The organism is Saccharothrix sp. BKS2 (genome assembly GCF_047689505.1).
GTDB lineage: Bacteria > Actinomycetota > Actinomycetes > Mycobacteriales > Pseudonocardiaceae > Actinosynnema > Actinosynnema lopnurensis.
Map to the genome: position 1 here is coordinate 223,984 of NZ_JAUQOL010000005.1, position 25,284 is coordinate 249,267.

The 25,284-nt window shown below is 74.3% G+C and carries 24 protein-coding genes; 10 read left to right on the plus strand and 14 right to left on the minus strand.

The window, feature by feature from the left end; genetic code table 11:
* Nucleotides 1–343 precede the first annotated feature (343 nt).
* Complete coding sequence (locus Q5530_RS12105; RefSeq protein WP_415362267.1) at nucleotides 344–1,363, plus strand: hypothetical protein; 1,020 nt, start codon at nucleotides 344–346, stop codon at nucleotides 1,361–1,363.
* Nucleotides 1,364–1,619: 256 nt separating this feature from the next.
* Here Q5530_RS12105 and Q5530_RS12110 read toward each other — a convergent pair whose 3' ends face one another.
* The 5 genes from Q5530_RS12110 to Q5530_RS12130 all read right to left on the minus strand — a co-directional run bounded on the left by Q5530_RS12110 (nucleotide 1,620) and on the right by Q5530_RS12130 (nucleotide 6,893).
* Nucleotides 1,620–2,282, minus strand: coding sequence for a phosphonatase-like hydrolase (locus Q5530_RS12110; protein WP_415362268.1), 663 nt, complete (start codon nucleotides 2,280–2,282; stop codon nucleotides 1,620–1,622).
* Nucleotides 2,279–3,115: a phosphonate ABC transporter, permease protein PhnE gene (phnE, locus tag Q5530_RS12115; RefSeq protein WP_415362269.1), complete on the minus strand. Its 837-nt coding sequence runs from the start codon at nucleotides 3,113–3,115 to the stop codon at nucleotides 2,279–2,281. The genes Q5530_RS12110 and phnE overlap by 4 nt, the downstream gene beginning before the upstream one ends.
* Nucleotides 3,112–3,810, minus strand: a complete 699-nt coding sequence (locus Q5530_RS12120; RefSeq protein WP_415362270.1) for a phosphonate ABC transporter ATP-binding protein — start codon at nucleotides 3,808–3,810, stop codon at nucleotides 3,112–3,114. The genes phnE and Q5530_RS12120 overlap by 4 nt, the downstream gene beginning before the upstream one ends.
* Nucleotides 3,810–4,709 carry a phosphate/phosphite/phosphonate ABC transporter substrate-binding protein gene (locus Q5530_RS12125; protein WP_415362271.1) on the minus strand — a complete coding sequence of 300 codons (900 nt, stop codon included), beginning with the start codon at nucleotides 4,707–4,709 and terminating at the stop codon, nucleotides 3,810–3,812. Before Q5530_RS12125 ends, Q5530_RS12120 begins: the two co-directional genes overlap by 1 nt.
* A gap of 138 nt (nucleotides 4,710–4,847) precedes the next feature.
* Nucleotides 4,848–6,893 carry an alkaline phosphatase D family protein gene (locus tag Q5530_RS12130; RefSeq protein WP_415362272.1) on the minus strand — a complete coding sequence of 682 codons (2,046 nt, stop codon included), beginning with the start codon at nucleotides 6,891–6,893 and terminating at the stop codon, nucleotides 4,848–4,850.
* A 129-nt stretch (nucleotides 6,894–7,022) separates the two neighbouring features.
* On the opposite strand from Q5530_RS12130, the gene Q5530_RS12135 reads away from it, so the two are divergent.
* Nucleotides 7,023–7,751 (plus strand): GntR family transcriptional regulator, encoded by a 729-nt coding sequence (locus Q5530_RS12135; protein WP_415362273.1) that lies wholly within the window; start codon nucleotides 7,023–7,025, stop codon nucleotides 7,749–7,751.
* Here Q5530_RS12135 and Q5530_RS12140 read toward each other — a convergent pair.
* Complete coding sequence (locus tag Q5530_RS12140; protein WP_415362274.1) at nucleotides 7,748–8,755, minus strand: zinc-binding dehydrogenase; 1,008 nt, start codon at nucleotides 8,753–8,755, stop codon at nucleotides 7,748–7,750. The genes Q5530_RS12135 and Q5530_RS12140 overlap by 4 nt on opposite strands.
* 88 nt (nucleotides 8,756–8,843) lie before the next feature.
* Nucleotides 8,844–10,502 carry an alkaline phosphatase family protein gene (locus tag Q5530_RS12145; RefSeq protein ID WP_415362275.1) on the minus strand — a complete coding sequence of 553 codons (1,659 nt, stop codon included), beginning with the start codon at nucleotides 10,500–10,502 and terminating at the stop codon, nucleotides 8,844–8,846.
* Between Q5530_RS12145 and Q5530_RS12150 the strand changes: the two genes are divergently transcribed.
* A complete protein-coding gene (locus Q5530_RS12150; RefSeq protein ID WP_415362276.1) occupies nucleotides 10,452–11,555 on the plus strand; it encodes a TIGR03364 family FAD-dependent oxidoreductase in 1,104 nt (367 codons plus the stop codon). The two genes, Q5530_RS12145 and Q5530_RS12150, sit on opposite strands and share 51 nt — an antisense overlap.
* A gap of 193 nt (nucleotides 11,556–11,748) precedes the next feature.
* Here Q5530_RS12150 and Q5530_RS12155 read toward each other — a convergent pair whose 3' ends face one another.
* The 5 genes from Q5530_RS12155 to Q5530_RS12175 all read right to left on the minus strand — a co-directional run bounded on the left by Q5530_RS12155 (nucleotide 11,749) and on the right by Q5530_RS12175 (nucleotide 17,080).
* A complete protein-coding gene (locus Q5530_RS12155) occupies nucleotides 11,749–11,895 on the minus strand; it encodes a hypothetical protein (protein WP_415362277.1) in 147 nt (48 codons plus the stop codon).
* 509 nt (nucleotides 11,896–12,404) lie between these two features.
* Entirely contained in the window at nucleotides 12,405–14,021 is a 1,617-nt protein-coding gene (locus Q5530_RS12160) for a substrate-binding domain-containing protein (RefSeq protein ID WP_415362278.1), read from the minus strand.
* Nucleotides 14,018–15,139, minus strand: a complete 1,122-nt coding sequence (locus Q5530_RS12165; protein ID WP_415362279.1) for a hypothetical protein — start codon at nucleotides 15,137–15,139, stop codon at nucleotides 14,018–14,020. The genes Q5530_RS12160 and Q5530_RS12165 overlap by 4 nt, the downstream gene beginning before the upstream one ends.
* The gene (locus Q5530_RS12170) at nucleotides 15,136–15,933 is read right to left on the minus strand and encodes an FHA domain-containing protein (RefSeq protein ID WP_415362280.1); all 798 of its coding nucleotides are present in this window, start codon (nucleotides 15,931–15,933) and stop codon (nucleotides 15,136–15,138) included. Before Q5530_RS12170 ends, Q5530_RS12165 begins: the two co-directional genes overlap by 4 nt.
* Before the next feature lie 37 nt (nucleotides 15,934–15,970).
* Nucleotides 15,971–17,080, minus strand: a complete 1,110-nt coding sequence (locus tag Q5530_RS12175; protein ID WP_415362281.1) for a serine/threonine-protein kinase — start codon at nucleotides 17,078–17,080, stop codon at nucleotides 15,971–15,973.
* Nucleotides 17,081–17,541: 461 nt separating this feature from the next.
* Here Q5530_RS12175 and Q5530_RS12180 point away from each other — a divergent pair, with 461 nt between their 5' ends.
* From Q5530_RS12180 to Q5530_RS12190, 3 genes are all read left to right on the plus strand, one after another.
* Nucleotides 17,542–18,186 (plus strand): hypothetical protein, encoded by a 645-nt coding sequence (locus tag Q5530_RS12180; RefSeq protein ID WP_415362282.1) that lies wholly within the window; start codon nucleotides 17,542–17,544, stop codon nucleotides 18,184–18,186.
* The gene (locus Q5530_RS12185) at nucleotides 18,183–19,337 is read left to right on the plus strand and encodes a PrsW family intramembrane metalloprotease (protein WP_415362283.1); all 1,155 of its coding nucleotides are present in this window, start codon (nucleotides 18,183–18,185) and stop codon (nucleotides 19,335–19,337) included. Before Q5530_RS12180 ends, Q5530_RS12185 begins: the two co-directional genes overlap by 4 nt.
* Nucleotides 19,338–19,613: 276 nt before the next feature.
* Nucleotides 19,614–20,183 (plus strand): DM13 domain-containing protein, encoded by a 570-nt coding sequence (locus Q5530_RS12190; protein ID WP_415362284.1) that lies wholly within the window; start codon nucleotides 19,614–19,616, stop codon nucleotides 20,181–20,183.
* Nucleotides 20,184–20,356: 173 nt separating this feature from the next.
* Here Q5530_RS12190 and Q5530_RS12195 read toward each other — a convergent pair whose 3' ends face one another.
* Both Q5530_RS12195 and Q5530_RS12200 read right to left on the minus strand, forming a co-directional pair.
* The gene (locus Q5530_RS12195) at nucleotides 20,357–20,935 is read right to left on the minus strand and encodes a hypothetical protein (protein ID WP_415362285.1); all 579 of its coding nucleotides are present in this window, start codon (nucleotides 20,933–20,935) and stop codon (nucleotides 20,357–20,359) included.
* A gap of 65 nt (nucleotides 20,936–21,000) precedes the next feature.
* Entirely contained in the window at nucleotides 21,001–22,107 is a 1,107-nt protein-coding gene (locus Q5530_RS12200) for a glycoside hydrolase family 43 protein (protein WP_415362286.1), read from the minus strand.
* A 338-nt stretch (nucleotides 22,108–22,445) separates the two neighbouring features.
* Between Q5530_RS12200 and Q5530_RS12205 the strand changes: the two genes are divergently transcribed.
* The 4 genes from Q5530_RS12205 to Q5530_RS12220 are packed head-to-tail and all read left to right on the plus strand — an operon-like array spanning nucleotide 22,446 to nucleotide 25,261.
* Nucleotides 22,446–22,622: a hypothetical protein gene (locus Q5530_RS12205; RefSeq protein ID WP_415362287.1), complete on the plus strand. Its 177-nt coding sequence runs from the start codon at nucleotides 22,446–22,448 to the stop codon at nucleotides 22,620–22,622.
* An 11-nt stretch (nucleotides 22,623–22,633) separates the two neighbouring features.
* Nucleotides 22,634–23,341: a hypothetical protein gene (locus tag Q5530_RS12210; RefSeq protein WP_415362288.1), complete on the plus strand. Its 708-nt coding sequence runs from the start codon at nucleotides 22,634–22,636 to the stop codon at nucleotides 23,339–23,341.
* Complete coding sequence (locus Q5530_RS12215) at nucleotides 23,338–24,255, plus strand: DUF6895 family protein (protein WP_415362289.1); 918 nt, start codon at nucleotides 23,338–23,340, stop codon at nucleotides 24,253–24,255. Before Q5530_RS12210 ends, Q5530_RS12215 begins: the two co-directional genes overlap by 4 nt.
* A 13-nt stretch (nucleotides 24,256–24,268) precedes the next feature.
* Nucleotides 24,269–25,261 (plus strand): serine hydrolase domain-containing protein, encoded by a 993-nt coding sequence (locus Q5530_RS12220; protein WP_415362290.1) that lies wholly within the window; start codon nucleotides 24,269–24,271, stop codon nucleotides 25,259–25,261.
* The last annotated feature ends 23 nt before the right edge of the window (nucleotides 25,262–25,284 follow it).

The following is a 25,284-nucleotide window of genomic DNA, read 5'->3' on the forward strand; positions in this document are numbered from 1 at the left end:
GGGGGTTCTCCGCATTCGGGCGGTCACGGCGAGGCGGCGGCCGGGCGGTGAGGGTACTGGTGGTCCGGCGGGTGCGGGTTCACGCACCCGAAGCAGCCGACCGGCGCCGCACCAGACCCACCCGCCCGCCCCGGGACGACGACCACAAAGGACCGCCGGGCGGGAACTGCCCGATGTGGCGGCGGCACCTTCCGCACCCGGCCGCGACGAGCGCCCCCGTCGGCACCCGTCGCCCGACCCCCGGCCCCGACTTCGGCCCCGGTGCGCGCTCCTTGCCCCCGCCACCGGCGGTTGCCAGGATTCCGCTCCGAGAAGCAGGTTCCTCCGGGGAAGGACGACCGCGTTGTCGAACCGACTGAAGAACCACGCGCTCGCCGCGGCGGCGCTCGGCCTGGGGCTGGCCCTGGTGTCGCCGCCGGCCGGCCGGGCGGCACCGGTCGCGGCAGCGGCCTGCACGTGGCAGGCCACCTCCTGGGACCTGCCCGCCGAGACCAACGGCGGTGTGCTGGAGGGCTACAGCGGCAGCCGGTACGCGGTGGGCACCACCGGCAGGTTCGTGCCGCTCAGCGGCCTGGTCGACCCGCGCGGAACGCTGTGGGACAACGGGAAGGTCGTGCAGCGGGCCACCGCCGCGACGCCGGGGTACCGCGACGTGAACGCCGCCGGGCGGATCGTCGGCTACGACTACGTCAACGGCAGGCTGGTCGGCGTCACCATCGGCCGCGACGGCCGCGCCACCGCGCTGCCCGGCAACCCCGCGTGGGACGGCTACTCGGCCGAGCTGGTCAACAACGCGGGTGACGTCGTCGGGTACGCCGACATCGGCACCCGGGACGTCGTGGTGCTGTGGCCGGCCTCGGCGCCGGGCACCTACCGCGAGCTGCCCTCCCCCGCCGACGTCCGGACCATCCACCCCGTCGACGTCGACGAGCAGGGCCGGATCGTCGCCACCACCGGGACGAGCTCGGGCGGTGGCCTGGTGCGGGACACCGACGGCCAGTGGCGCGTGCTCGCCGCGCAGGTCGCCGGCGGCTACAGCAACCCGAACGCCATCCGCAACGGCCGGGTCGTGGGCTCGCAGGGCACCGACAGCGGCCACGCCGCCACCGAGTGGACCGCGCGGGGCGTGCTGGTCCGCACCTTCCGCAACTCCGGTTCGGCGTCCGCCATCGGCGGCAACGGCACCGTCGGCGGCCGCACCACCGTCAGCGCGGGCCAGCGGACGGTCCTCTGGCGCGACGGCGTGGTCGTCGAACAGCCCGCCACCGTCCCGTGGACCTTCCAGCTGCGCTGGATCAGCGACGACGAGAGCACCCTCGTCGGGAGCGACGGCGGCCGTCCCGTGCAGCACCGCTGCTCCTGACCCACCACCCGCGCGCCCCGGGCGAACCCGGGGGACGGGGGCGCGGTCCACGTCCGCGGTCCGGGCCGCGCCGAACGCGGCCGGACCGCGGGCGCACGAGATCGACCGCGCCCGCTGCCCCGGCCCGAGCGCGCCAACACGGGCTCCGAGGGCGAGCAGGCGATCCTCGTGCCCGGTCGTCCGGCACGCGCTCGGAACCCTCGGCGGCACGGGTGTTCTCAGGGAGTTCACCCGATCCCGTCGTGCACGGATGCCGTCACCGGGTTGGTGCGCCCGATCGGAGGAGTGACGGGAGGTCGTGGACGCCGTCGAGGACGTGGGTGGGGTGTTCGGCGGTCAGCTCGGGCCGGGTCTGCGCGCCGGTGAGGACCGCGGCGACGACGCCGGCGCGGGCGGCCAGGCCGGCGCGCACGTCGAGGACGGTGTCGCCCGCGACCAGCACCTCGGCGGGGTCGGTGACGCCGGTCAGCTCCATGGCGCGGTGGATCATGTGCGGCTGCGGGCGACCGCCCGCGACCTCGGAGGCGCACACCACGCCGTCGAGGTGCTCGCCGACGCGCCAGCCGACGGCGTCCAGCAGGGGGTCGGTGACCTGGCGGTCGAACCCGGTGGTGAGCACCACCCTCACGCCGGCCGAGCGCAGGGCCGTCAGCGCCTCCGGTACGCCGGGCAGCGGGGTGGGCGGCTCGGCGGCGTAGGCGTCGCGCAGGCGGCGGACGAACTCGTCGTGCAGTTCCTCCACCGCGTCCGGGTCGCCGGTGAGCGCGGCGAGGGCTTCCCGCTTGTCGGCGCCCATCCACGGGCGGACGTCGACGTCGGGCCTGCCGTGGTCGGCCACGACGGAGGCCAGCACGCGGTAGACCGCGCCGCCTTCGTCCACCGTGGTGCCGGCGATGTCGAGCGCGGCCAGTGCGATCATGCGTAGTCCCCTTCGGACAGCCGGCTGCGGACGGCGGCGGAGAGCCGGTCCACCGCGACGATCAGCACGACCACCACGAGGATGTGCGTGAGCATCTCGTCGAACTTGAACAGCTTGATGGACTGGTTGATCAGGAAGCCGATGCCGCCCGCGCCGACGAGGCCGAGCACGAGCGAGGACCGGACGTTGACGTCGAAGCGGTACATCAGCAGGCCCGTGAGCTGGGGCAGCACGGAGGGCAGCAGGGCGTGCGCGGCGACCTGGACGCGGTTCGCGCCGGCCGAGCGCAGCGCCTGCGACGGGCCGGGGTCCGCGTCCTCCAGCGCCTCGGCCCACAGCTTGCCCATGACGCCGACGTTGTGGCACACCAGTGCCAGCACGCCGGGGAACGGGCCGAGGCCGACGGCGGTGACGAAGATCAGGGCGAACACCACGTCGGGCACGGCGCGCAGGAACGACAGCACCGACCGCGTCGCCTGGTAGACCCATCCCGACGGCGCGGTGCCGCGGGCGGCGAGCAGCGCCAACAGCAGTGAGAGCGGCACCGACAGGGTGGTGCCGAGCAGACCGATCCACAGCGTGACCAGAGCCGCGTCGAGGCTGGGGCCGAGCACCTCCCACGACAGGTCCGGCGGCACGGCCTCGGCGAGGAAGTCGGCCATGCCGCGCCGGCCGTCCGCCAGCGCGCCGAAGGAGATGTCGGTGGTCTCCCACGCCACGGCGTGCGCGACGAGCACGACGGCGGCGATGGCCCACCCGAGCAGAGCGGACCTCGGGCGACGGGGTTTCGGCGGCACGGGAAGCCAGCGCACGCCGTCCGCGGTGGTCGTCACACGGGCTCCAGTACCTGGTAGAGGGAGTCGACGGACTGGTCGGGCGCGCCGTCGAGGACCACGTGGCCGTCGCGCAGGCCGACCACGCGGTCGGCGTGGCGGGCGGCGAGCGCGGGTTGGTGCAGCACGGCCAGCACCGCGAGCCCCTCGATGTGGGCGAGTTCGGCGAGCAGGGCGAGGACCTGTTCGGAGGCGGCGGGGTCCAGGGCGGACACCGGTTCGTCGGCCAGCACCACGCGCGGGCGCTGGCACAGGGCGCGGGCCACGGCGACGCGCTGCTGCTGGCCGCCGGACAGGCTGCCCGCCCGGTCGTGGGCGCGGTCGGCCAGGCCCACCCGGTCCAGGCAGGCCATCGCCTCCTCGCGGACCTCGTGCGGGAACCCCAGCAGCGACGACCGGGTGGGGAGCCGGCCCAGCGCGCCGGAGCAGACGTTGTCCAGGGCGGTGCGCCGGCGCACGAGGTGGATGCGCTGGAACACCAGGGCCAGGTCGAGCCGGCCGCGCGGCCGGCCGTCCACGGTCACCTCGCCGGCCTCCGCCGGGATCAGCCCGGCGGCGGCGCGCAGCAGCGTGGACTTGCCCGAGCCGTTGGCCCCGAGGACGGCCAGCAGTTCGCCGCGGGCGACGTGCACGTCCACGCCGTGCAGGACGCGGCGCTCGCCGTAGCGCGCGGTGATCCCGGACAGCTGGAGCATCAGGCGTCCTCTTCGGTCAGGCCCATGGTCTCGGCCAGGTCGAACAGCGGCTGGTAGGTGGACTCGTCGACCGCGACGAGCGGGCCGGGCGGGTCCACGTCGAGCAGGGCGCCGATCTCCGCGACCGCGTCCGGGGACAACCCCAGCAGTGCGCCCTTGACCGCGTCCTTGAACTCCTGCGGCAGGTCGCCGCGCACGGTGATGGGGTCGTTGGGGATCGGGTCGGAGGTCCAGACGCGACGGAACCTCGACTGGTCGAACGTACCGGCGTCGGTGGCGCTGCCGAGCTGCTGGGAGTTGATCTCGGCGGCGTCGACCGCGCCGTTGACCAGGGCCAGCAGGGCCTCGGGGTGGCCGCCCGCGTAGTTGACCTTCACCTCGGACTCGGCGATGCCGGCGTCCTTGAGCGCCTTGCGGGGCAGCGCGTCGCCGGAGGTGGAGCCGACCGAGCCCAGCGCGAGCGAGCGACCGCGCAGCTGCTCGATCGAGGTGATGTCGGAGCCGGTGGGAACCCAGATCCCGGCGGTGTAGCTGGAGAGCGTGCCGTCGGACTCGCCGAAGGAGGCGATGGCCTCGGCTTTGGCGCGCTTGCTGGCGAAGACGTAGCCGAGCGGCCCGAAGATGCCGATGTCCAGGCGGCCGTTCTGCATGGCCAGGACCTCGGCGGAGTAGTCCTCGGTGACGGTGAGCTCGACGGGGCAGTCCAGCGCCCCGGACAGGGCGTCGGCGAGGACCTGCGCGGCCGGGGTGAGGCGGGCGGGGTCCTCGAACGGTTCGACGCCGAAGCGGATCGTGCCGTTCGGGCAGGTCGGGGATGCTTGCTCGGCGGCGCTGCCGCAGGCGGTCAGGGTGAGGGCGGCGGTGAGGCCGACCACGAGGGCGAGGTGGCGGACGGGCACGGTGGGCTCCGGGTGGGAAGGTTCGCGGGTGGGGCTACCGCGGCGGCGGGCCCGGCAGAACGGTCGCAAGTCGACCCTCAACGGGTCAATACTTGTATTGACAAGTCATCGGGTGTTCACCCGGCGTAGGTCGGCAGGTCAGGCGGGGTGGCCAAGGTCGGTGGCCGTGCGGCGCACCTCGAACAACCGGCGCCCCTCCCGGTTGATCCAGGTGGCGGCGAGCGTGGCCGGGGAGACCGTGGTGTCGGCGACGAGCTTGAGGAAGACGTGGGGTTCGACGGCGCTGTGCACGAGGGCGGGGTGCGGGGTGTTCAGGCTCGGGATGGTGCCGGCGTGCAGGGGGCTGACGATGTACTGCCACAGGTCGTAGCCCACGCGCGGGCCGTAGTTCAGGGCGCGGGAAACATGGATGTCGCCACCGATCAGGAAGCAGCCGGGGATGCGCTCGGCGGCGACGAGGTCCAGGATCGCGTTCTTCTCGTGGGCGTAGGTCTCCCAGTCGTCCTTCTCGGCGTTGCCCTTGTCGTCCCAGATCATGCCGGTCGCCAGCGCCTTGAACGTGGCGGTGCTGGCACGCAGCCGGGCGCGCAGCCATTCCCACTGCTCCCGGCCCAGGCAGGTGGGCTTCGCGGGGTCGGCCCAGCTGGGGCCGGTGCGGCTGAACCAGCGCGGGTCGATCAGGAACACCTCCACCGGGCCACGGCGGAAGGACGTGTAGACGCCCTCGCCGTCCCCGCGGGTGGTGAGCTGCACGCCGCTCGCGGAGTGGCCGAAGGTGGCGTTGGCGCGGTAGTCGACGAACGCGGTGCGGTTGGCGCGCTTGCCGGTGTGGTCGCCGTGGAAGTCGTTGCCGCCGAAGTCGTGGTCGTCCCAGGTGCCCCAGACCGGCATCGACCGCACCACCCGGGCCAGTTCGGGCTGGGCGAGGAACCGGCGGTGCTCGGCGCGGGCCACGGCGAGGTCGGCGGAGTCGACGTAGGGGGTGTCGCCGAGCAGGACGAAGCTGTCGCAGCCCTCGTCGGCGATGCGCGTCCACACGGTGCTCGGGGTGGACGGCGCGCACGAACCCAGGCCCATCGTGACCACGGCCGGGGCGCCGGCCGCGGGGGCGGTGGTGAACGAGCCGGTCAGCGGGGTGAAGCCGGGCGCGCCGCCCTGCGGGGCGATCGAGTACTCGTAGCGGGTGGCCGCGCGCAGGCCGGTCACGGTGACCAGCAGGGTGTTGTCGTTGGCCGTGGACAGGGCGGCGGTGGCCGTCCTGGTCGTGGCCCCGGCGCGCGCGGTGCACACCCAGGTCGGGAACGCGGCGGGGTCCAGGCCGGGGCGCGCCCACAGGCGGGCGGTGGTCTCGTCGACGTGCCCGACCAGCGGACCCACCGCCGCTTCGGCGGGCATCGGGGTGGGCACGACCGCCGGCGCGGTGCCCGCCCGGACCCGGCGCACGTAGCCGGCGAGGTTGGTGAAGAACGCGACGCTGTCCCGCACGGCCGCGGCGGGCTGGACGGCGTTGCCCGCGGCGTCGAAGCACTTGTCCACCGTCAGGCTGGCGACCAGGAACCGGCCCGCACCGTGCGCGGCCTCCAGCAGGCACGGCGGCGCGCCGGTCGCCGCGCAGGCCATGAGCACCCGCATCGACCGCCACGACCGCACGGTCTCCCAGCTGACCCGGATCGCGGCCGCGCGGCCGGTGAACAGCCGCCCGTCGGCGATGCGCAGGCCCGCCACCAGCGGGTGGTCCGCGGCGGTCGGGAAGACCGCGTCGTGGTCGGAGTCCGTGCGGATGGCGGTCGTGCCGGCGGGCAGGTAGGGCACGGCCGCGCCGTACTGGTCGGACTGGGCCAGGTCCAGCACGACCCGGCCGCTCGCGACGAAGTCGCGCAGCGAGGCGGCCTGGACGGCGGTGTAGTCGAGGTAGCGACGGTCGTTGTTGGTGAAGCTGCCGAACGCGATCAGGTCCACCCCCTGCGCGGTGGCCGCCTCGGCCGTGTCCAGCGGGACGACGGTGAACCCGGCGCGGCGCAGCAGCTCGGCCAGGCCGGCGGCCCTGGTCCACTGGTCGGTGAACTCCAGCACCGCGGCCCTGGGCGCCACCTGGGCCTCGGCGGTCGCGGCGGCGGTCGCGGTGAGCGCTGTGACGACGCCGCCGACCAGGAACGACCGGCGGTGGATTCCTTCGTGGGTCATGGTTCCTCCTCGCCGAGGACGCTGGCAGTGCACGCCGACGAGAACAAGAACTTGTCTCTACAAGTCATGGGCTGTTCACGCTCAAGCCAGGAAAGGTTGCCCACTTCCGATGACTTGTACAGTCAAGCCATGACGACTCCCCTGCACCGGGTCATCGCGGCGGCGCTGCGCCAACGCATCCGCGACGGCGCGATCGCCGTGGGCGAGCCGCTGCCGTCCGAGGCCGCCCTGTGCGACGAGTTCTCCGCCTCCCGCGGGCCGGTGCGCCAAGCGCTGTCCGCGCTGCGCGACGAGGGTCTGGTCGGGGGCGGGCAGGGCAGGCGCGCGGTGGTGCTCGACGCCGTGCCCGCCCAGCCCTTCGAGTCCTTCCTGTCCTTCACCCGACGCGCGGAGATCACCGGGCACGAACCCGGCCAGCGGCTCCAGGAGATCGCCCTGCGCCGCCCCGAGCCCACCGTCGCCGCGGCCCTCCAGGTCGACCCGGACGACGTGGTGGTGCAGCTGCTGCGGCTGCGGCTGCTCGACGGCCGCCCGGCCATGCTGGAGCGGATGACCTACGTCGAACCCGTCGGGCGCCCGCTGTTGGACGCGGACCTCGACGCCGGGTCGATCTACGCGCTGCTCATCGACCGCGGCGTGGACCTGCACTCCGCCCGGCACACCTTCGACGCGGTGGCCGCCGACGCCCTCGACGCCCGCCTGCTCGACGTGCCCGAGGGCGCCCCGCTGCTGCGCGAGCGCCGGCTCACCTCCGACTCCAAGGGCGCCCCGATCGAGTGGTCCGAGGACCGCTACCGACCGGACGTGGCCTCGGTGACCGTCACCAACACCCGCAACACCCGCAGCGCGGCGCTCTAAGCGGGCACCACGGCCTGCCGCATCGCCCCCTCCGTCCGGGCCGCCTCGAACGCCGCGTCCACCTCGCCCAGTCCGAACCGCCCCGCGACCAGCTCCGCGAAGGGGTGGGTGCGGTGGTGCGCGGCCAGGAAGCGCACCGCGTCCTGGAGGTCCACCGGCCGGTAGTTGTGCACGCCCACCACCGTGTGCAGGCCCCGCACCACCCGCTCGGGGTCCAGCGCGACCGGCTCGCCCGGTGACACCGACCCCGCCAGCACCGCCGTGCCGCCCACCGCGAGCGAGCGCAGGCAGGCGTCCACCGCGACCGGCTTGCCCGACAACTCCAGCGCCACGTCGACGTCCGCCGGCGTGCGGTCGCCGATCTCGGCCGCACCGAACCGGAGCGCCTGCTCCCGCCGGGCCGGGTCGGGATCGACCACGACCACGTGCGCCCCGGCGGCGGAGGCCATCGCCACCGCTGTGACCCCGAGCATCCCCGCCCCGGTCACCAGCACCCTCCGCCCCTCCAGCGGGCCGGCGGCGGCGATCACCGCGGTCACCGTCGCCGTGGCGCACGAGGCGGGCGCGGCCACCGCGTCGGGCACACCACCGGGCACGGCCACGATCGCGGTCCCCGGCAGCAGCACGCAGTGCGTGGCGAACCCGCCGGTCAGCGGCGCGGTGTCGTCCAGCGGCTCGTGCCCGTACTTGCGCAGCCGACGGCACTTCTGCGGGAACCCCCGCGCGCACCGGTCGCAGTCACCGCACGAGGCTGTGACGGACCAGACGACCCGCATGCCCTGGACCACCGGCGCGCCGTCCACGCATCGCGCATCGCCCTCCCCCACCGCGACCACCGTGCCGACCTGCTCGTGCCCCAGCACCGAGGGCTCCGGCGACGGCCGCCGTCCGGACACCGTGTGCAGGTCGCTGCCGCACACCGTGGCCAGGTCGACGCGCACCAGCACCTCACCGGGGCCGGGCGCGCCGGTGGCGGTTTCCACCAGCGTGAACGGTCGACCCAACCCGTCCCACCTGGCGTAGCGCACGAGGACGCGGCCCCAGGTCGAGCCGGCGGTCGGATGAGGGGGAGTTCGCACGGTGAAGCCCTTCTCAGGAGGTGACCGTCGGGGAATCGACGGCCCAGTACCAGTTGTTGTCGCCACCGGCCAGCCGCCAGGTCACCGTCATCCGCGTCGCACCGGCGGGGACCGCGACCGGGACGGCCTCGACCTTCGCCACTGCGTCACCGTTGTAGGTGAGCACCGTCCTGGCGGGACCGCCGTCGAAGGACACGGACACCGTCGCGGTTTCCGCGCCCTCCTCGCGGTGGTGCGAGACGAAGCCCACGACCACCCGCGAGCGACCGGTCACGTCGTACGCCGGTGAGATCAGCGCGCTGGTGAAGGTGCCGGTGCGGGTGCGGTCGGACCACTCGTCGGAGTCGGCGACGGCGAAGACGCCGCGCGCCCGGACGTTGGTCTCGCGCCACTGGCCGGTCTCGGTGCGGGTCCAGAAGTCGTCGTTGGTGAACGACCACCCGTGCCACTCGGCGACGCCGCCGGTGCCCATGCCCGTGTCGTCGACGCGCCAGCCCGACGGGGAGGTGTCCGACCAGCCGAGCACGCCGATGGCCTCGTGCACGGCGGGCTTGAGCGCCACCGCGTCGAACGGGTCGGCGGACGGCGTGCCCAGCGGTCGACCGTCGAGCCCGGCGGGCGCGACGCCGAACCTGCCGAGGACGGTGGCGGCGACATCGACGTTCTTCGGGGCGACGGCGGGTGTGCCGGGTGCGGCGCCGGGCCCGGTGTGGATGATCAGTGACGACCGCTCGCCGGGGGTGCTGCCGCCGTGCCCGCCGGTGTCGGTGTGGCCGTGGTCGGAGGTGATGACGACCGTCCACGCCTCCTGACCGCGGTTCGGGCGGGCGGCGATGGCGTCGAGGACCTGCTTGACGCGCTTGTCGACGGCGGTGATCGCGGCGCGGTAGCAGGCGCCGGCCGCGCCGCAGGTGTGCCCGGCGGCGTCCACGTCGTCGAAGTGCAGGAAGCCCGCGTCGGCGTCGGTGGTGCGGAGGTGTTGCGCGGCCCGGTCGGCGGTGGCCTGGTCGCCGCCCGAGGAGACGCGCAGGTCGACCTCGGGGCCGAAGATCGCCGTGCCCGCACCGGTGGTGACCAGAGGCGCCCAGGTGGCGATGGCGTAGGTCGAGGTGGACCGGTCGGCGCGCTCCAGGCGGGTCAGGAAGTCGGGGTGCTCGGCGAGGCGGTGGTTCGTGCCCCACGAGTTGCTCACCACGCCGTGCCTGTCGGGCCACACGCCGGTGGCGATGGTGGCCCAGCCGGGTCCGGACAGCGTCGGGGCCATCGGATTGGCGTAGAGGGAGGTCTTCGACGACGAACCGCCGGCGACCAGTGAGTCCAGGGTGGGTGCGTCGGCAGCGGCGATGCGGTCGAGCACCAGTCCGTCGACGCCGATGACGAGCGCTTTGGGCGTGGCCGCGACGGCCTGGGGGTCGGAGCGGCGGTCAGCGCGGCGACCGACAGGCCGACGGCGAGGTGGCGCAGGGTGATCACGCGTCTCCTTCACGGCGACTTGACCATACGAGATCGGTGTGGACCGTCGCTCATGAGACCGCAGAATCCGATGAGGTGGGTTAACAGTAGGCCAACTTGTCAGTACAAGTGTTGTCGCCCGCCGCTCGGGTACCGCAGTGTCACCGGCGTGAACTCCACTCTGGTGATCGTCGGCGCAGGTGTCGTGGGGCTCGCGCACGCCGTCGAGGGCGTGCGCCGCGGGTTGCGCGTGATCGTGCTCGACCGCGACGAGCGGGCGGTCGGCGCGTCGATCCGCAACTTCGGGCACATCTGCACGACGGCGCAGGCCGGACAGGCGCTCGACTTCGCCCGGACGGCCCGGCTCACCTGGCTGGACCTGGCCCGGCGGGCCGGCTTCGGGGTGGCGCGGGCCGGCACCGTCGTGCTCGCCCGGTCCGAGCACGAACTGGCGGTGCTCGCCGAGTTCGCCGCCGAGCGGGGCCCCGAGGAGGTGCGCCTGCTGGACCGGCACGAGATCGAACTCCCCCTGCTCGCCGACGACGTCCTCGGCGCCGCCCGGCTACCGCTGGACCTGCGCGTCGATCCGCGCGAGGCCGTGCCCGCCGTGGCCGCCTGGCTGGCCGGCCAGGGCGTCGAGTTCCGGTGGCGCACCGCCGTGACCGGTGTCGAACCCGGCCTGGTCCGCACCACCCGCGGCACGCTCGACCCGGACGCCACCGTGATCGCCGTCGGCCACGACGTCGACCGCCTGCTGCCCGACCTCGCCGACGCCGCGCAGCTGCGGCGCTGCCGCCTGCGCATGTTCGAGGTGGGCTCCCCCGGCGGCCGCACCATCGCCCCCGCCGTCCTCTCGGGACTGTCGATGCTGCGCTACCCCGGCCTGGCCCGCACCGCGGCCGCGGCCGACGTCCGCGCGCACATCGCCCGCGACCGACCCGAACTGCTCGACGTGGTGATGAACCTGATGCTCACCCAACGCCCCGACGGCAACCTCGTCGTCGGCGACACCCACCACTACGCCCTCACCCACGACCCGTTCCTCGACGAGGACACGGACGCGCTCGTGCTGCGCGAGGCCGCCCGGCTGCTCGGCGTGCCCGACCTGACCGTCCGCCGCCGCTGGACCGGCGTCTACGCCTCCGCCCCCGACGAGTTCCTCACCGCCGCGCCGCACCCCACCACCCGCGTCGTCTCGGTGACCTCCGGCATCGGCATGACCACCGCCTTCGGCCTCGCACCCACCGTCCTCGACGGCTTGATCCCGGCATGAGCACCCGGCAGGCATCCGGCGCCCCACCCGGTCCGCGATGGCCAGGAGGTGCGGTTCACGCGGGTGGCGCACCCCCACGTCGGACGAGTCCGGGCCGTGTCGGCCGCACACGGCCTCCAGCCGGACCCGGCCTCCAGCCGGACCCGGATGGCCACCCGACGTCGGCGGTTCACCCGACCGGCGGGGGTGCGGATCAACCCGATCGGCGACCCGCCTGGAGGTCGACCGCCCAGCGGTGGGCCTGGGCGCACATCTGGGCCTCGGTGCCGCGCGCGTGGTCCACCACGTCCTCACCGCGCCACAGCAGCACCGCGACCACGTCGGGGCCGATCGGCGTCAAGCCGACCGTCCACCTGCGACCTCCCGCCGCCACCAGCACGCGTTCGGCGGTGGTCCAGCGCCCGACAGGAGCGCGTTTGACCGACCACGGCGGGCGCAGGTCGTCAACGGACCGCGCGGGATCGCCTCGGCGTCGTCCGTGCCCGGCCCGATGCCCGCCGGCAGGACCAGCACCTTCATCCGGTCCTGGCGGTTGAGCGGGGCCCCGGGCAGGACCGGGGTGTCGCCCGGTGGCGGCCAGGCCCCGTCCCTGGCGATCTCGGCGCGTCGGGTGTCACTCCGACCGGCGAGCCCAGGTGAACGCGGCAGGTGATGCGCTCGCGGGTCGGCCACAGCGTCACCGGGTAGGCCGCGCCCCTGACGGGCAGGGTGACCGCGCCGATCGCCGCACCCGGGTTGTCGGAGATCCACATCGTCGGGGACTGACGGTCCTGAGCCATGTCCGCACCACCTCCGGTGGTCGGGTCGCGGGTGGCCGGCCCGAGGCGCCGCCCCTCGGGCCGGAAGGGGTTACTGGTAGCCGCGGATCTGGCAGAAGGCCCGGTCGAGCGGGTCGTGCCGGGCGTCCCACAGGGCGCCGCCGGTGGTTCGCGCGACCTCGCGCAGCTCGTCCTCGGCGGCCTCCCCGAACAGGATGGGGAACACCGGCACGGCGCTCGTCCGGCCGGACAGGAACGTCCGGTACTCCGGCAGGCCGGCCCCCTGGCGGTTCTCCCCGTCGGTCATCAACACGATGCTGGTGAACCGGTCGCCCGGACCGTCGAGCAGGGCGTGGGCACGCATGACGCTGTCGTAGACGGCGGTGTCACCGCCTGCCGCCAGGCCCTCGACCGCATCGCGGATGGCCGAGAGGGAGGTGAGCGGGGCGGCTTCGTCGACGGTGAACGACAGCGGCGCGCCGGGCGCCTGGTTGAACGGCAGCAGGATCACCTCCTCGCGCCCGCGGAACCGGCAGAACCGGCCCGACAGCGACTCGTCCGCGCCGGTGAGCCCGGTGAGCGCCCTCTTGAGCTGCGCGATGCGCTCGCCCTCCATCGAGCCGGACACGTCCAGCACGTACACCGTGCGGGCGGGTCGGCGCAGCCGGTCGGCGTAGGCGTGGAGCAGGGCGTCGATCACCGCGCGGTTGTCCGGGAACGGGATCTCCACGAGGGTGTCGGGGACCCCCGGCGGCAGCGGCACGCCGGGCACCGCCGGGCGTCGCCAGGTCAGTTCGGTGATGGCGCGCTGCGCCTGCGGGGTGCGCAGGTACTCCCCCAGCCGCCGGTGCGCGTCGCGGGCCTCCGCGCTCGCGCCGGCCAGCACGGTGAGCGGGTAGTCGGCACTGACCACGCCGTCCTGCGGGTACACCGGGACCAGGCCCTCGGGCGGCAGCTCCCCGGACCGGTTGAGCGACAGCAGCGATGCCTCGTAGGTGATCAGGGCGTCGACGGGCCCGCCGGGGTCCTCGCCGGTGGCGCGGCGGACGAACGCGTCGGCGAGCCAGTCCGAGGAGCCCGCGGTCACGCGGTGCCCGGTGAACAGCCGTGACAGCGCCCCGGAAACCCGCGTGATCGCGTCGAGGTCGAGCGCGCGCCCACCGCCGTCGACCGCGGTGGCGACCGCGACGAGCGCCGAGAACCCGCTGTTGGAGGCCGCCGGGTCGGTCATCGCGAACGTCAGCGCGCCCCGGTCCACCGCGGCGGCGACGTCCGACCAGCGCACCGGTGCCCGGTCCCACCCCAGCTCCCGGGCGACCGGCGCGCGCAGGCCGAGCACCACGGGCGAGGTCATGACCTGCACCTCGGATCCCAGGCGGTCGCGGGCCTCGGGGATCGTGCGCAGGTACCGGGTGGAGGAGAACCACAGCGCGTCGTGCACGCCGTCGGCCCCGCCCTCCGCGACCTTCTGCGCCCCGTCGAGGCTGCCGGTGAACTCCAGCTCCACCTTCACGCCGGTGGCCCGCTCGGCGTCGTCGAGGACGGGTCCGAGGTCGGCCAGCTCGCTGCCCGCCAGGACGCGCAAGGTCGTGGGTGGTCCGGCGGTCGCCGTCGGCGGCGTCACCGGCTCCGGAGTCGTGGTGCACGCGGTCACGGCGGCGCCGGTCAGGGTCGCCGCGGTGAGGACGCGCAGCAGTCGCCGGGTCACGGACATCCCTCCCCCGAGCGCTGGATGGTCGCCAACTCGTCCAACATGGCCTCCAACACCTCGAACGACGGCGACTCGACCACCGACGTCGGCGACCTGTCGGCGCCGACCGGCTGGGCAACCGGCGACTCGGGCCGGAAGCCGTGCTCGGCGGCCAGCCGCACCAGCTCCTGGTCGTCGCGCAGCGCCCGGCCGAGCTGCCCGCCCGCGTCGTCGAACGGGATCAACGTGTGACGCGAGTACACGGTGGGCCTCGGGTAGAGCATCACCGCGTCCGGCGGCAGCACCGGAGCTGGGGACCGGGTGAGGAACTGCGCCTCGTAGACCAGTCCGATCGGCACCCGCCCGTAGCCCTTGGTCAGGTAGTCGTTGAACAGGTCCTGACTGGTGCGCTGCTTGTCGCCCTGCCTGCCCACCAGGGCGCACAGGTCGGGCACCACCCGACGCACCTCGTCGACCGCCTGGACCACGGAGCCGTTGTTGGCCACGTGCGAAGCCAGGGACAGGAACATGATGGCCGAGCTGGAGTCCTGCGGGTCGGTGGTGCGCAGCTCCACGGCCTTGGGGAACCGGTACTGGGCCGGGCCCTCCAGTTGCTCCCACTTCCTGCCCTCGCGGGCGAACCGCAGCAGCGCCGCGACGTCCACCACGCGGCTGCCGTCGGGGTCGGCCTGGACCGCGCCGTTGCGCTGCAGGGTGTCGGCGATGCCGTTGAACGTGGCCACCACCATCGGCGAGGAGAACAGGGCGAAGCTGTCGTGCAGGTCGAACTCGCCCAGGATCTTCTGCGCGGTCGGCGTGCTGGACGGGAACGCGAAGCCGTAGCCGTGCCCCTCGTTGCGCAGCGCCACCAGCATCTCGCGGGACCCTTGGCTGTCCACGGTGACCCGCAGGCCCCGGCAGGCCAGCCGCTCCACCACGCGCGGGTCCTTGAAGAGGGACTCCTTCTCCGAACCGATGATCCCGGTGACCGGGACGGCGGAGTCGGCGCAGTCGCCCTCGGCACGCGTGCCGCCGCGCACCCGATCCGCCACCACCACCGCCACGACGGCCACGATCGCGACACCCACCACGAGTGCCGCCACCCGTCCCGCGGATCGGCTGCGCGCGCTCGTCACGACCGACCACCGCGCAACCCGGTGTCGAGCAACCGCAGGTCCGGCGGCGTCACCGTGGCGGTGTCCACCAGCACCGCCGCCAGGTTCCGCTTGATCGCCTCGGGCGGCGCCGAATCGGCGGTGATGCCGGGCACCCCCGCCGCGGCCAACCTCCGCCGCACCACGTCCACCACGTGTTCCGCCTTCCGCTCGGTCCACCGGCGCTCGCCGGGGACGTCGTTGAGAACCGCGCCGGTCTCCCGCCACGACAGCGGGTGCGGGTCGTCCACCCGGAGCAGCGCTTGCCGGAAGAGGGCGACCAGGACCAACCGCTCGCGGTCCGACAGCGGCCAGCCCATGTCCCGCGTCCCGGTGTCCGGCCGCACGGCGTTGCGACCGCCCGCGTTGCCGACGACCAGCAGTTCCACCACGTGCAGCCGGGATCCCCGGATGTAGAGGGGCGCGTAGCCGGGCGCCAGCACGGTCTCGTGACCGCTGAGCAGCGGCGGACCGCTCGACACGCGGATCGGCAACCTCCCGCCGTTGCGCAGCAGCCACCGGTCGCCGGGCAGCAGGCGCGCCACCGCGTGCTCCCGGCTGACGTGCGCGTCGCCCGCGCCCACCGTCACGTGCACGTCCGGGCCGTTGCGCCCGAGCAGCAGGTGGTTGTCCGCGTGCGGCACCGCGGCGTACCCGCCGTCCTCCCCCAGTGCGAACAGCGTCCCGCTCGGCGCGGCCACACCGCCGAGCAGCGGTTGCCCGCGCAACAGGCTGGGGGTCGTCGCGTCGAGGAAGTACCTGGGTTGGAGTGCCATGACCGCCGTCCGTTCCGGGAGTGCCACGAGACCGACGTTAGGGACGCGACCTCGGGAACCCTCCCGGGTCGACATCACGCGTGGGGTCACCCGGGGCGGGTCCGGGGTCGCGCAACCCGTCACCGCGCAGGCCGAACGCCAGCAACGCGCCCGCCACGACCAGTGCGACCGCCGTCCACGACGCGGTCGCGCCGTCGAGCACCCCGAGTGCGGCGAGCAGCACGCCGAGCGCCCCACCGGTCGCGCCGCCGACTACCACCCCGCCGACGCTCCTCGGAGCGGGGGTCGTGGCGGGGATCGGGCGTTCCGGCGCCGCGGGCCGTGACCGCTCCTCCTCCAACGCCGCCCGGGCCGCCGCGGCCAGTTCACCGGCCTCCTGGTAGCGCTGGTCGGGGTCCTTCGCCAAACCCCTGGCCACCACCGCTCCCAGCCCGGCGGGAACCCCGTCGGGCAGCGGGGCGGGCGGGCGGTGCAGGTGCCCGACGAGCACCGCCATCTCGTCGCCCTCGAACGGCCGGCGGCCCGACAGGCACTCGTAGAGCACCACGGCCAGCGAGTAGACGTCCGCGCGGTGGTCGGCGGGCCGCTCCCCGGCCAACCGCTCCGGCGCGATGTAGTGCGGCGTGCCGACCACCTGACCGAGGCGGGTGATCTGCTGGGCGGTGATGGGCTGAGCGATGCCCCAGTCGAACAGCCAGGCGTGATCGGTCCCGCGCCGCGCCCCCGGTTCCAGCAGGACGTTCGACGGCTTGACGTCGCGGTGGCGCAGCCGCTTGCGGTGCGCGGCGTCCAGCGCCGCGGCCACCTGCTCGATGATCGCCACAGCCCGTTCCGCGGGCAGCGCTCCGTCCTGCTGGAGGACGGTCGACAGGTCGACCCCGTCGACGTAGCGCATGACGATGTAGGGGTGCTCGCCCACCGAGTAGTCGTAGACCGGCAGCACGTTGGGGTGGTCGATCTGAGCGGCGAGTTCGCACTCCCGGCGGAAGCGCTTCTCCGATTCCGGATCGCTCAACGCCGCGGCCGACAGCAGCTTCACCGCCACCTGCCGGTCGTGCCGCGACGTGTCCTCCGCCACGTGCACCTCGCCCATACCGCCTCTGCCCAGTAACCGGACCAGCCGGTACCTGCCGAGCTCCTCACGCACGGTCACTCCTGCCCCAGCCCGCACTCGTGCTCCGGCCCCGATGCTACGACCCCGTGCCCGACGAGGACCGCTTTTCGGAATACCGGGATGATCGCCGGAAGAACCCGCGCGTTACCGCTCCCGGACCATTTCCCGGGCCAATACCGGCAGTTTCCCCGCCGTTCATCCCACGTTCTTCCAGCGCCATTTCCGCACGCGTTCCGCCCTGCTGGCCCAACCGGGGCCGGCGGCGCCCGGGTCTGCCCCGGACGACGCCGCGCGCCGGGTCGTTCGAGCCCTGCGGTCGGCGTCCACCACGTCGGTGCACCCGGCCGGGTGACCACCGCGCACCGGGCCGCGCGAACGAACCGGACCCGGCCTGGAGGGGCGCGGCGCTCCGCCGTGCGGACGAGCGCGTGGCGTGCCTACAGTACGGCCGGCGCTCCTCGGGGAGTGCCCGGTCGGGCCGAGAGGAGTCACCGGTGGCCATCGACGCGCAGGAACCCCCGCGGGGGTGGGTCCCGGTCGAGCACCGCGTCCTCGGGCTCGACCGGCGGACGTTCGCACCCGCCCTGACCGTCCTGGTGATCGCGCTGGCGCTGATCTACGGGCTGCCGGCGCTCAACGCGGCGATCCCCTGGCACGACGAGGTCCGGGCCGGTGACGTGCTGGACCTGGGGAACGGCGCGACGGCGGTGCCGCCGGTCGGCTGGCACCTGGAGAGCGGCACCCTGGTCGGCCGGGAGCAGGTGGACCCGATCCACCTCCAGGCGCTGCTGGCCTCGGGCGGGGCGACGGTGGAGCTGCGGGGCGCGGCCTTCGACGGGACCGCGCAGGCGTTCCTCGACCAGGTGGAGCGCTCGCAGGGCGACGACGTGCCCGGGGTGGACGGGTCGCGCGCCACGCTGACCACCGACGCGGGGGTGGTGGGCGTCGCGCGGAGCACCACGGGACCGGGCGGCGACGGGCTCGACGTGGCGTTCAAGGTGGCCGTCGGCGCGGACGGCCCGGCCGAGGCGGCGCCCGCGCTGCTGGTCCGGGTCCGCACCGCGCCGGGCCGGTTCGAGCGGTACCGGGGCGAGGTGGCGGCGCTGCTGCGCAGCATCACGCCGGAGGCGGGGCGATGACCGACGTCGGCACGGGCAAGGCGGCGCAGCTGGCCGCGATCGAGCAGTCGGGGTGGGGGCTGCCGTTCCGGTTCCTCCAGCCGCGCAACGCGGCGTTCTGGGTGTACGTGCTCGGGGTCGGCGGCGGTGCGCTGACGATGCTGCGCTACTTCGGCCAGGGCGGCGGGTTCTACGCGCCGGCCCTGACCGGGGGCGTGCTGCTGTTCGGGCTCTACCTGGTGCCCTGGCTGCTGCTCCTGCGCCACCACAACCGCTACACCCGCCAGCCGGCGGGGCTGCTGGCGACCGGCTTCGCCTGGGGCGGCGTCGCCGCGACGTTCTGGATCGCCCTGCCGGCCAACACCGCGCTGCTCGACATCTGGGCGAAGGTCGGCGGCACCGCGTTCGCCGCCGACTGGGCCGCCGGGCTCACCGCGCCGATCAACGAGGAGTTCGGCAAGGCGCTCGGGCTGGTGCTGCTCATCGGCCTGGCCCCGCGCCTGGTCCGCAGCGCCTACGACGGGTTCGTCATCGGCGCGTTCACCGGCCTGGGGTTCCAGGTCTTCGAGGACGTCCTGTACGTGTTCAACGGCGTGACGCAGAACTTCGGCGTCGACCAGTTCGGCTCGTCGCTCCAGGTGTTCCTCCTGCGCGGCGCGTCCGGGATCGTGTCGCACGCGTTGTTCAGCGCGATCTTCTGCGCGGGCCTGATGTGGGTGCTGGGCCGCGCGCCCGGCGAGCGCGACGTGCCCCGGGGCGTGCTGACCATGCTCACCGCGATGGTGTTCCACTTCGCCTGGGACGACATGGCGGGGCTCAGCGGCGGTGGCGCGCTGTTCTTCCTCCTGCTGCCGCTCATCGCGGTCGTCGAGCTGGTCGTGCTGTTCCACGTCCTGCGTCACGCCGCGCGGCGGGAGCGCGCCTGGGTCCGGGACCTGCTCGGGCCGGAGGTCGCGGCGGGGGTCGTCGACCCGCCGCTGCTCGACGCGGTCAGCGGCCTGCGCAAGGAGCGCAAGGCGTACCGCAAGCACTTGCGCAGCGGGCGCAGGGCACGACACCTGGTCGAGGGCGCGCAGGACCTGGCCGAGGAGATCGCCCGCGCGGGCGGCGAGGACACGCGCGAGGTGGCCTACGCCCGAGCCGAACTCCTCCGCCTCCGCGCCACGCCCTGACCCTGGGTCTCAGCGGCAGGTCGGCGGGGTGTGCCCCGGCGGTGCGGGGACGACGTTCGGGTGTCGGGGACAGCGGCGGCATCGCGGAGAACGCGGTGGCGGCGTCCGCGCCGAAGGAACGCCGATGCGCGTCACGCGCACCGCCTCGCCCGGCCCGTGCCCGACACGCGACCGGGCCGCGTGTCCGGACATCTCCGTCACTCGATCGTCGAGCACAATGACCGGTGGACTGGGATCGGTGGTGCCGGTGATCGAGTCGTTGGCCGGAGGAGAGCGATGCGTGGCCTGATGCGCAAGAAGACGACCTGGGCGGGGTTGGCGTTCGTGGTGGTGGCCGCGATCGTTGGGTTGTGGGCCTTCCAGCCCTGGAAGCTGTGGACGCGCAGCGAGGTGGACGAGGCGCTGCCCACCGGGTTCGCCGTCCCGGCGAGCACCGCGCCGGTGACCAGCGGACCGTCGGAACCCGCTCCCACGACCACGAGCACGACCACTTCCGCGCCCGCGGAACCGGCCGTGCTCGCCGCGGGCGAGTTCGTCACCCAGGAGCACGAGACGCGCGGTACCGCCAGCGTGCTGAGCAGCGGGGGCGAGCGCATCCTGCGCCTGGAGGGCTTCTCCACCTCGGACGGCCCCGACCTGCACATCTGGCTCTCCGACGCGACCGCGGGCGGCGAGTGGGGCAAGTACGACGACGGCCGCTACCTGACCCTGGGCCCGATGAAGGCCACCGACGGCAACCAGAACTACGCCATCCCCGCCGACGTCGACCTGGCCGGCCTGCGCAGCGTCGTGGTCTGGTGCGACCGCTTCAACGTCGCCTTCGGCTCCGCGCCCCTGGCCCTCTGAGGTGGCCTTACGACGCGTCCAGCGGTTATCCGAGGGCCCTGCACAGCGGTGGGTGCGCCGCGGCTGTTTCGTTGCGGAACCTGGCGGCCGTCGAGCAGCACCCGTGCGACCCGACGTATTTCGTGTTCACCCTCTGGCACGCGGGTTTCTGATCAAAAACACTTCGGAAGGGCTCAGCGGTAGGCCGGCGGGGTGTGCCCCGGCGGTGCGGGGACGACGTCCAGCCCGGGGTCCCCGACCAGCGCTTCGACCGCGGCTCGTCCGGCACCGATCCCGGCCCAGTGCGGGTCGACGTCGCTGGTGAAGCACCAGCCGCGGTCGGCGGGCCACGCGAAGGCGGGCGGCGCGCAGGGGCCTTCGGCGCCCAGGACCCCCTCCCAGCCCGCGATGTCGGTCAACGAGCCGCGCAGCAGGGCGTAGCGCCGGTGCGGGAGCGTGACCACCGGACCCGACGGCGGCAGGGCGATGTCCGAATAGCCCTCCCAGACGCAGAAGTAGCACTCCCCCGGTGTGGTGGTGAACCGCGCGAGCAGGTGGAGCGCGCGTCGCGCCTGGTCGAGGTCGGAGGGGTGGTCGGCGGTGATCGCCACGTCCGCCTCGGCCCGGCCGGGCGCGGTGGGGTCGGGGATGAAGCGCAACCGGGCGTAGGCGTCGTACCCGGCCGGTCCGAGGGTGATCAGCTCCATCGGCGGGGTGGGAGAGCGCACGAGCCAGTCCGCGACCGAGGTGTCCGGGTGGAAGCCGAGTGCCACCGGGGCAGGGTAGCGGGAGGGCTCCCCGCGGCGGGGACGGCGCCACGCCGCGGGGAGCCGGTCGGCTACTCGAAGAACTTCAGGCTCCAGCCGGTGTCCGCGGTCGCGCCCGGGACGTTGGCGCGCCGGTAGGTCGTGCTGCCCCACCAAACGAACGTGCCGGTGTACCAGTAGCGGTTGTCCCAGTGGTAGGGCGTGCCCTTGGCCACCGCGTGGTACATCATCGGGGACCTCGGGCCGGCCGGCGGGCTGGCGGCGATGTCGCCGTCGGGCAGCGCGAACGTGTTGTGGCCGGGCCCGTTGACGTGCAGGGTGGGGTCCCAGCCGGTCATCATGGTGGCCCGGTTCGAACCGAACAGGCAGCCGTTGGACTTGTACCAGTCCCACACGTGGGTGGGGTTGCCGCCGGCGCGCAGCCGCAGGTCCGCGACGCAGTACTGCTCGCTCCAGCTGCCGTTGGCCGAGTAGACGACGTGCAGCTGGCCGTTGGGGTCCTTGACGACCTCGGGCGCCTCGTTGATGAACGGGTTGCCGACCACCCGCTCCCACGGCTCGCGCGGCTGCGAGATGAGGTGGCGGGCGCCGACCGGGGTGAGCGGGTCGGACATGCCGGCGATGTAGAGGTTCTGCTCGACGTTGGTCGTGCACTCCCAACCCGACCAGATGAAGTAGCGGCGGCCGTTGAACGTCACCGGGACGCCGTCGATGGCCCACCGCTCCTCGGGCAGGGCGAGCAGGACCTCACCGGTGTAGCCCGAGGCCGGCGAGGCCGAGTGGATCGCGTACATCCGGTGCGCCGCGTCGGTGCCCGCGGTGAAGTAGATGTAGTACCGGCCGCCGTCGCGGACGATCTCCGGCGCCCACACAGAGCCGAGGTTGCGCGCGTCCCGCCAGACCAGGGCCGCGGGCGCGGAGGCCAGGGCGTCCGGGGACGACGCCTGGCGGACCTGGATGCCGCCACCGCCCACCTGGGCCGAGACGTAGGTGGCGCCGACGCGGATGACGCTCGGGTCGGCGGCGCGCAGCGCGGTCCGCCCCGACGAGGAGAGCCCGCAGGCGTCGGGTTCGGCCGGTTCGCCGAACGCCTGCTGCCCGGACAGGACGAACGCGACCACGGCGGCGGCCGCGGTGAGTCGCTTGGGTAAGGCACGTGCGGTGCCGGAGGGGTTCACGGGACTCCTTAGCGGTGCAGGGGACCACTTCGCGCGATCACACGCCCTCCGGCGGCTGTGGATCGTGTCGGCTCACGCGGTGTGAAAGTAACACGCAGAACCGACTTCCGGTCCGGCCGAGGACGACGTCGGAGCAGTCGCCGTCGTGGGGTTCGGCCTGCCGGTGCCGCCGCACCACGCCCTCCCGCGACGAGGTCGCGGACGAGCCGAAGGCACTGGCTGTGCTCGGCCTTGCACGATCGGGCGAATCGTTCGACTCGATCGGGTGCGGACAGGATGGCTGGGCTCGGGCCGGGAAGCCGAGTCGCGGCGGAAAATCCGCAGGGAAGGAGAAACCGATGGCACCGCTCACCGAGATGGCACTGCCGGGTGTGGTGGACCGAGGGTTGCGCGCGGAGGTGGACAGGCTGATCCGGCCGGAGGAGCCGCGGCCGTCCGCACCGGCGGTGCGCCCCAGCGCCCTGCTGGTGCTCCTGCTCCTGTCGCCGGCCACGCCCAAGCCCAAGCGTCGTTGAGGCGGACGCTCGTGACCGACGGCACGGCAGTGGGGCCGCACCGCCTGGACGTGGCGGTGCGGTCCACTGCCGAGGCCATCCTTCAGCGGCTCGACGGCGAAGCCGCACGGCTGCGCTCGCTCGACGGGTCGGGACCCGGCGGGAACGACGTGGCGGTCACCGTGGCGGCCGTCCGGGTGCTGGGCGCGGACGTGCTCGCCCCCTGCGCCCTGCTCGGGCAGCGGCTGGACCCGGTGGACCACGGCCTGGTGACGGCGGCGCTGCGCTGCTTCCCGCCGGGGCCGGATCCCCTCCCGGTCGACCGGTGGCTGCACTGGGGACTGGCCCGGGCGATGGTCGAGGCGGGGGTCGGGGACGTGGAGCGGCGGGACGTGGAGCAGCCGGGGGTGCGGTGGGTCGCGGACCTGCCGTGGCCGGTGCTCGGCCGGCAGGTGGCGCACCTGGCCGCGCTCGCCGTGCCCGGCACGGCCCGTCAGCTGGTGGCGGCCGTGCGCGGTCGGGCGCCGGACCTGGCCCGGGGGTGCGTCCGGGCGCTGCTGCGGCGGGACTGGTTGCAGGCCGCCGGCTGCTGCCGGTGGCTGGCGCTGCTCGGCGACCCGGTGCCGTCGCTGGGACTGGTCGCGGCGCTGGCGCACCTGGAGCAGGCGGCCCGGGACGACCCCCGGACGCTGCTGCACGTGCGGATCGCCCGGATGCTCGGCGCCGAGGTCGGGCCATGATCCACCCACGGCTGTTCCACCAGGTCGGCGAGCGCGCGCTGGAGTGGCTGGCGGCCAACGCCGACCGGTTCCGCCCGGCCCGCGACCCGCTCGACCCCGACGTCGACGTCGACACCTCGCTCAAACCGCTGGGCGAGCTGGCCCAGATCAGCGTGGTGCTCGACCGGGAGGGCGTCGCGGGCGGCAGGCAGCGCGCACTCGCCCGCGGTCTGCTCGACCTGGTGTGGGAGGAGCTCGGCCGGGGCGGGCTGCTGGTGGCCCTCCTCGACGCGGAACCGGGCGCGCCCTACCCGCTGGAGCTGTACGCGCCGCTGTGGGAGGCCGGGCTGCGCCACCCGCCGCTGGAGGACCTGCTCCGGCAGACCACCGGCACCCGGGGCTGGGCCGCGCAGGAGGTGCTGCCCACCCGGGCGCTGGGCATCCTCAACGCCGAACGCCGGACGGGGCTGCCCCCGCACGGCGACCGGGACCAGGCGGTACGCCGCACCTGGCTGGGCCGGCTGCCGGAACCGTGGACCGCGGAACGCACGACCTGCTACATGGTCACCCACACGGTGTTCCACCTCACCAACTGGGGCCAGGACCCGGCCGGGCTGCCCGACGACATCGCCGACTACCTCACCACCTGGCTGCCGGTCTGGGTGGACGTCTGGTGCGCCACCGAGGACTGGGACCTGCTCGGCGAACTGCTCGCGGTGGACGCCTGCCTGCCCCGGTGCGCCCTGGACGAGCAGGTGTGGACCCGGTACGCCCTGGCGCAGCGACCCGACGGGCTCGTGCCCGTGCGCGGGCGGTACCCCGACGCCGACGCCGACCCCGACCAGGTGTTCGCGGAGTGCCGGCACCCCACGCTCGTCGTCGCGTTCGCGGCGGCCCTGGCCACGTCCCGCGCCATGACAGCGCTCGTGCCATGACAGCGCTCGTCCCGTGACCGCGTCGACCGGGCACCGACTGCGCGCCGTGCTGGCCGGGGCGGTCGACGCCGTGCCCGCGCCCGACGTCGTGTTCGCCGCGCTGCACGAGGGCCACCGCGAGGTGGTGACCGGCGGCACCGCCCCACCACCGGGGTGCGACCGCCGCGAGCTGCGCTTCGAGATCGGCTCCGCCGGCAAGACCTTCACCGCCCTGCTGCTGGCCCAGCTCGACGCCCGGGGCGAGCTGCGGTGCGCCGACCCGGTGGTGCGCCACCTCCCGGCGGCCGCGCACCGGCCCGCCACCCGCCGGCTCACCCTGCGCCACCTGGCCACCCACACCGCGGGCCTGCCCCGACTGCCCCCGAGCCTCTACCTGCACGCCGCGCGCCACGGGAGCACCAACGCCTACGCCGGCTACTCCACCGAACGGGTGCTCACCGCCTTCGCCCGCACGCGACCGAGGAACGTCGGCACCTGGCGGTACTCCAACCTCGGGTACGCGGTGCTCGGCCACGCCCTCGCCCACGCCCAGGGCACCGCTTTCGACGACCTGCTCACCGCGCGCGTCCTGACCCCGCTGCGCTTGACGGACACCGACACCCACCCCAGCCCGCCGGGTCGCCTGCCCCGCTCGGGCACGGTCCCGCAGCTGCGGATGGACGGGTTCGCCCCGGCGGGCGCGGTCCGCTCGACAGCGGACGACCTGCTGACCTACCTGGCCGCACACCTGGACCCGGCCGGCAGCGCCCTGGCGGACTCCCTGCACACCGTGCGGGCACCCGTGCCGCACCCGGCGCCCGGGGAGTCCCGCAGCCTCGGTTGGTTCATCCACCACGACGACCGCGGCGCGCTGTACTTCCACGCCGGCGCCACCTTCGGGCACACCACCTTCCTCGGCTTCCGACCGGCCACCGCCACCGCCGTGGTCGCCCTCGCCGGCCGGAGGGCGCACCGGCGGTTTCCGCTGGTCCCCACCGCCTACCGGCTCCTCGCCGACATCCGCTGATCTCCCGGCCGGCAGCCCACCGA

Excerpts from the sequence above, each read along its gene's own strand:
- Q5530_RS12110 (WP_415362268.1), bottom strand. The coding sequence starts at position 2,282 with ATGATCGCACTGGCCGCGCTCGACATCGCCGGCACCACGGTGGACGAA.
- Q5530_RS12120 (WP_415362270.1), bottom strand. The coding sequence starts at position 3,810 with ATGCTCCAGCTGTCCGGGATCACCGCGCGCTACGGCGAGCGCCGCGTC.
- Q5530_RS12130 (WP_415362272.1), bottom strand. The coding sequence starts at position 6,893 with ATGACCCACGAAGGAATCCACCGCCGGTCGTTCCTGGTCGGCGGCGTC.
- Q5530_RS12135 (WP_415362273.1), top strand. The coding sequence starts at position 7,023 with ATGACGACTCCCCTGCACCGGGTCATCGCGGCGGCGCTGCGCCAACGC.
- Q5530_RS12170 (WP_415362280.1), bottom strand. The coding sequence starts at position 15,933 with ATGGCACTCCAACCCAGGTACTTCCTCGACGCGACGACCCCCAGCCTG.
- Q5530_RS12185 (WP_415362283.1), top strand. The coding sequence starts at position 18,183 with ATGACCGACGTCGGCACGGGCAAGGCGGCGCAGCTGGCCGCGATCGAG.
- Q5530_RS12190 (WP_415362284.1), top strand. The coding sequence starts at position 19,614 with ATGCGTGGCCTGATGCGCAAGAAGACGACCTGGGCGGGGTTGGCGTTC.
- Q5530_RS12205 (WP_415362287.1), top strand. The coding sequence starts at position 22,446 with ATGGCACCGCTCACCGAGATGGCACTGCCGGGTGTGGTGGACCGAGGG.
- Q5530_RS12215 (WP_415362289.1), top strand. The coding sequence starts at position 23,338 with ATGATCCACCCACGGCTGTTCCACCAGGTCGGCGAGCGCGCGCTGGAG.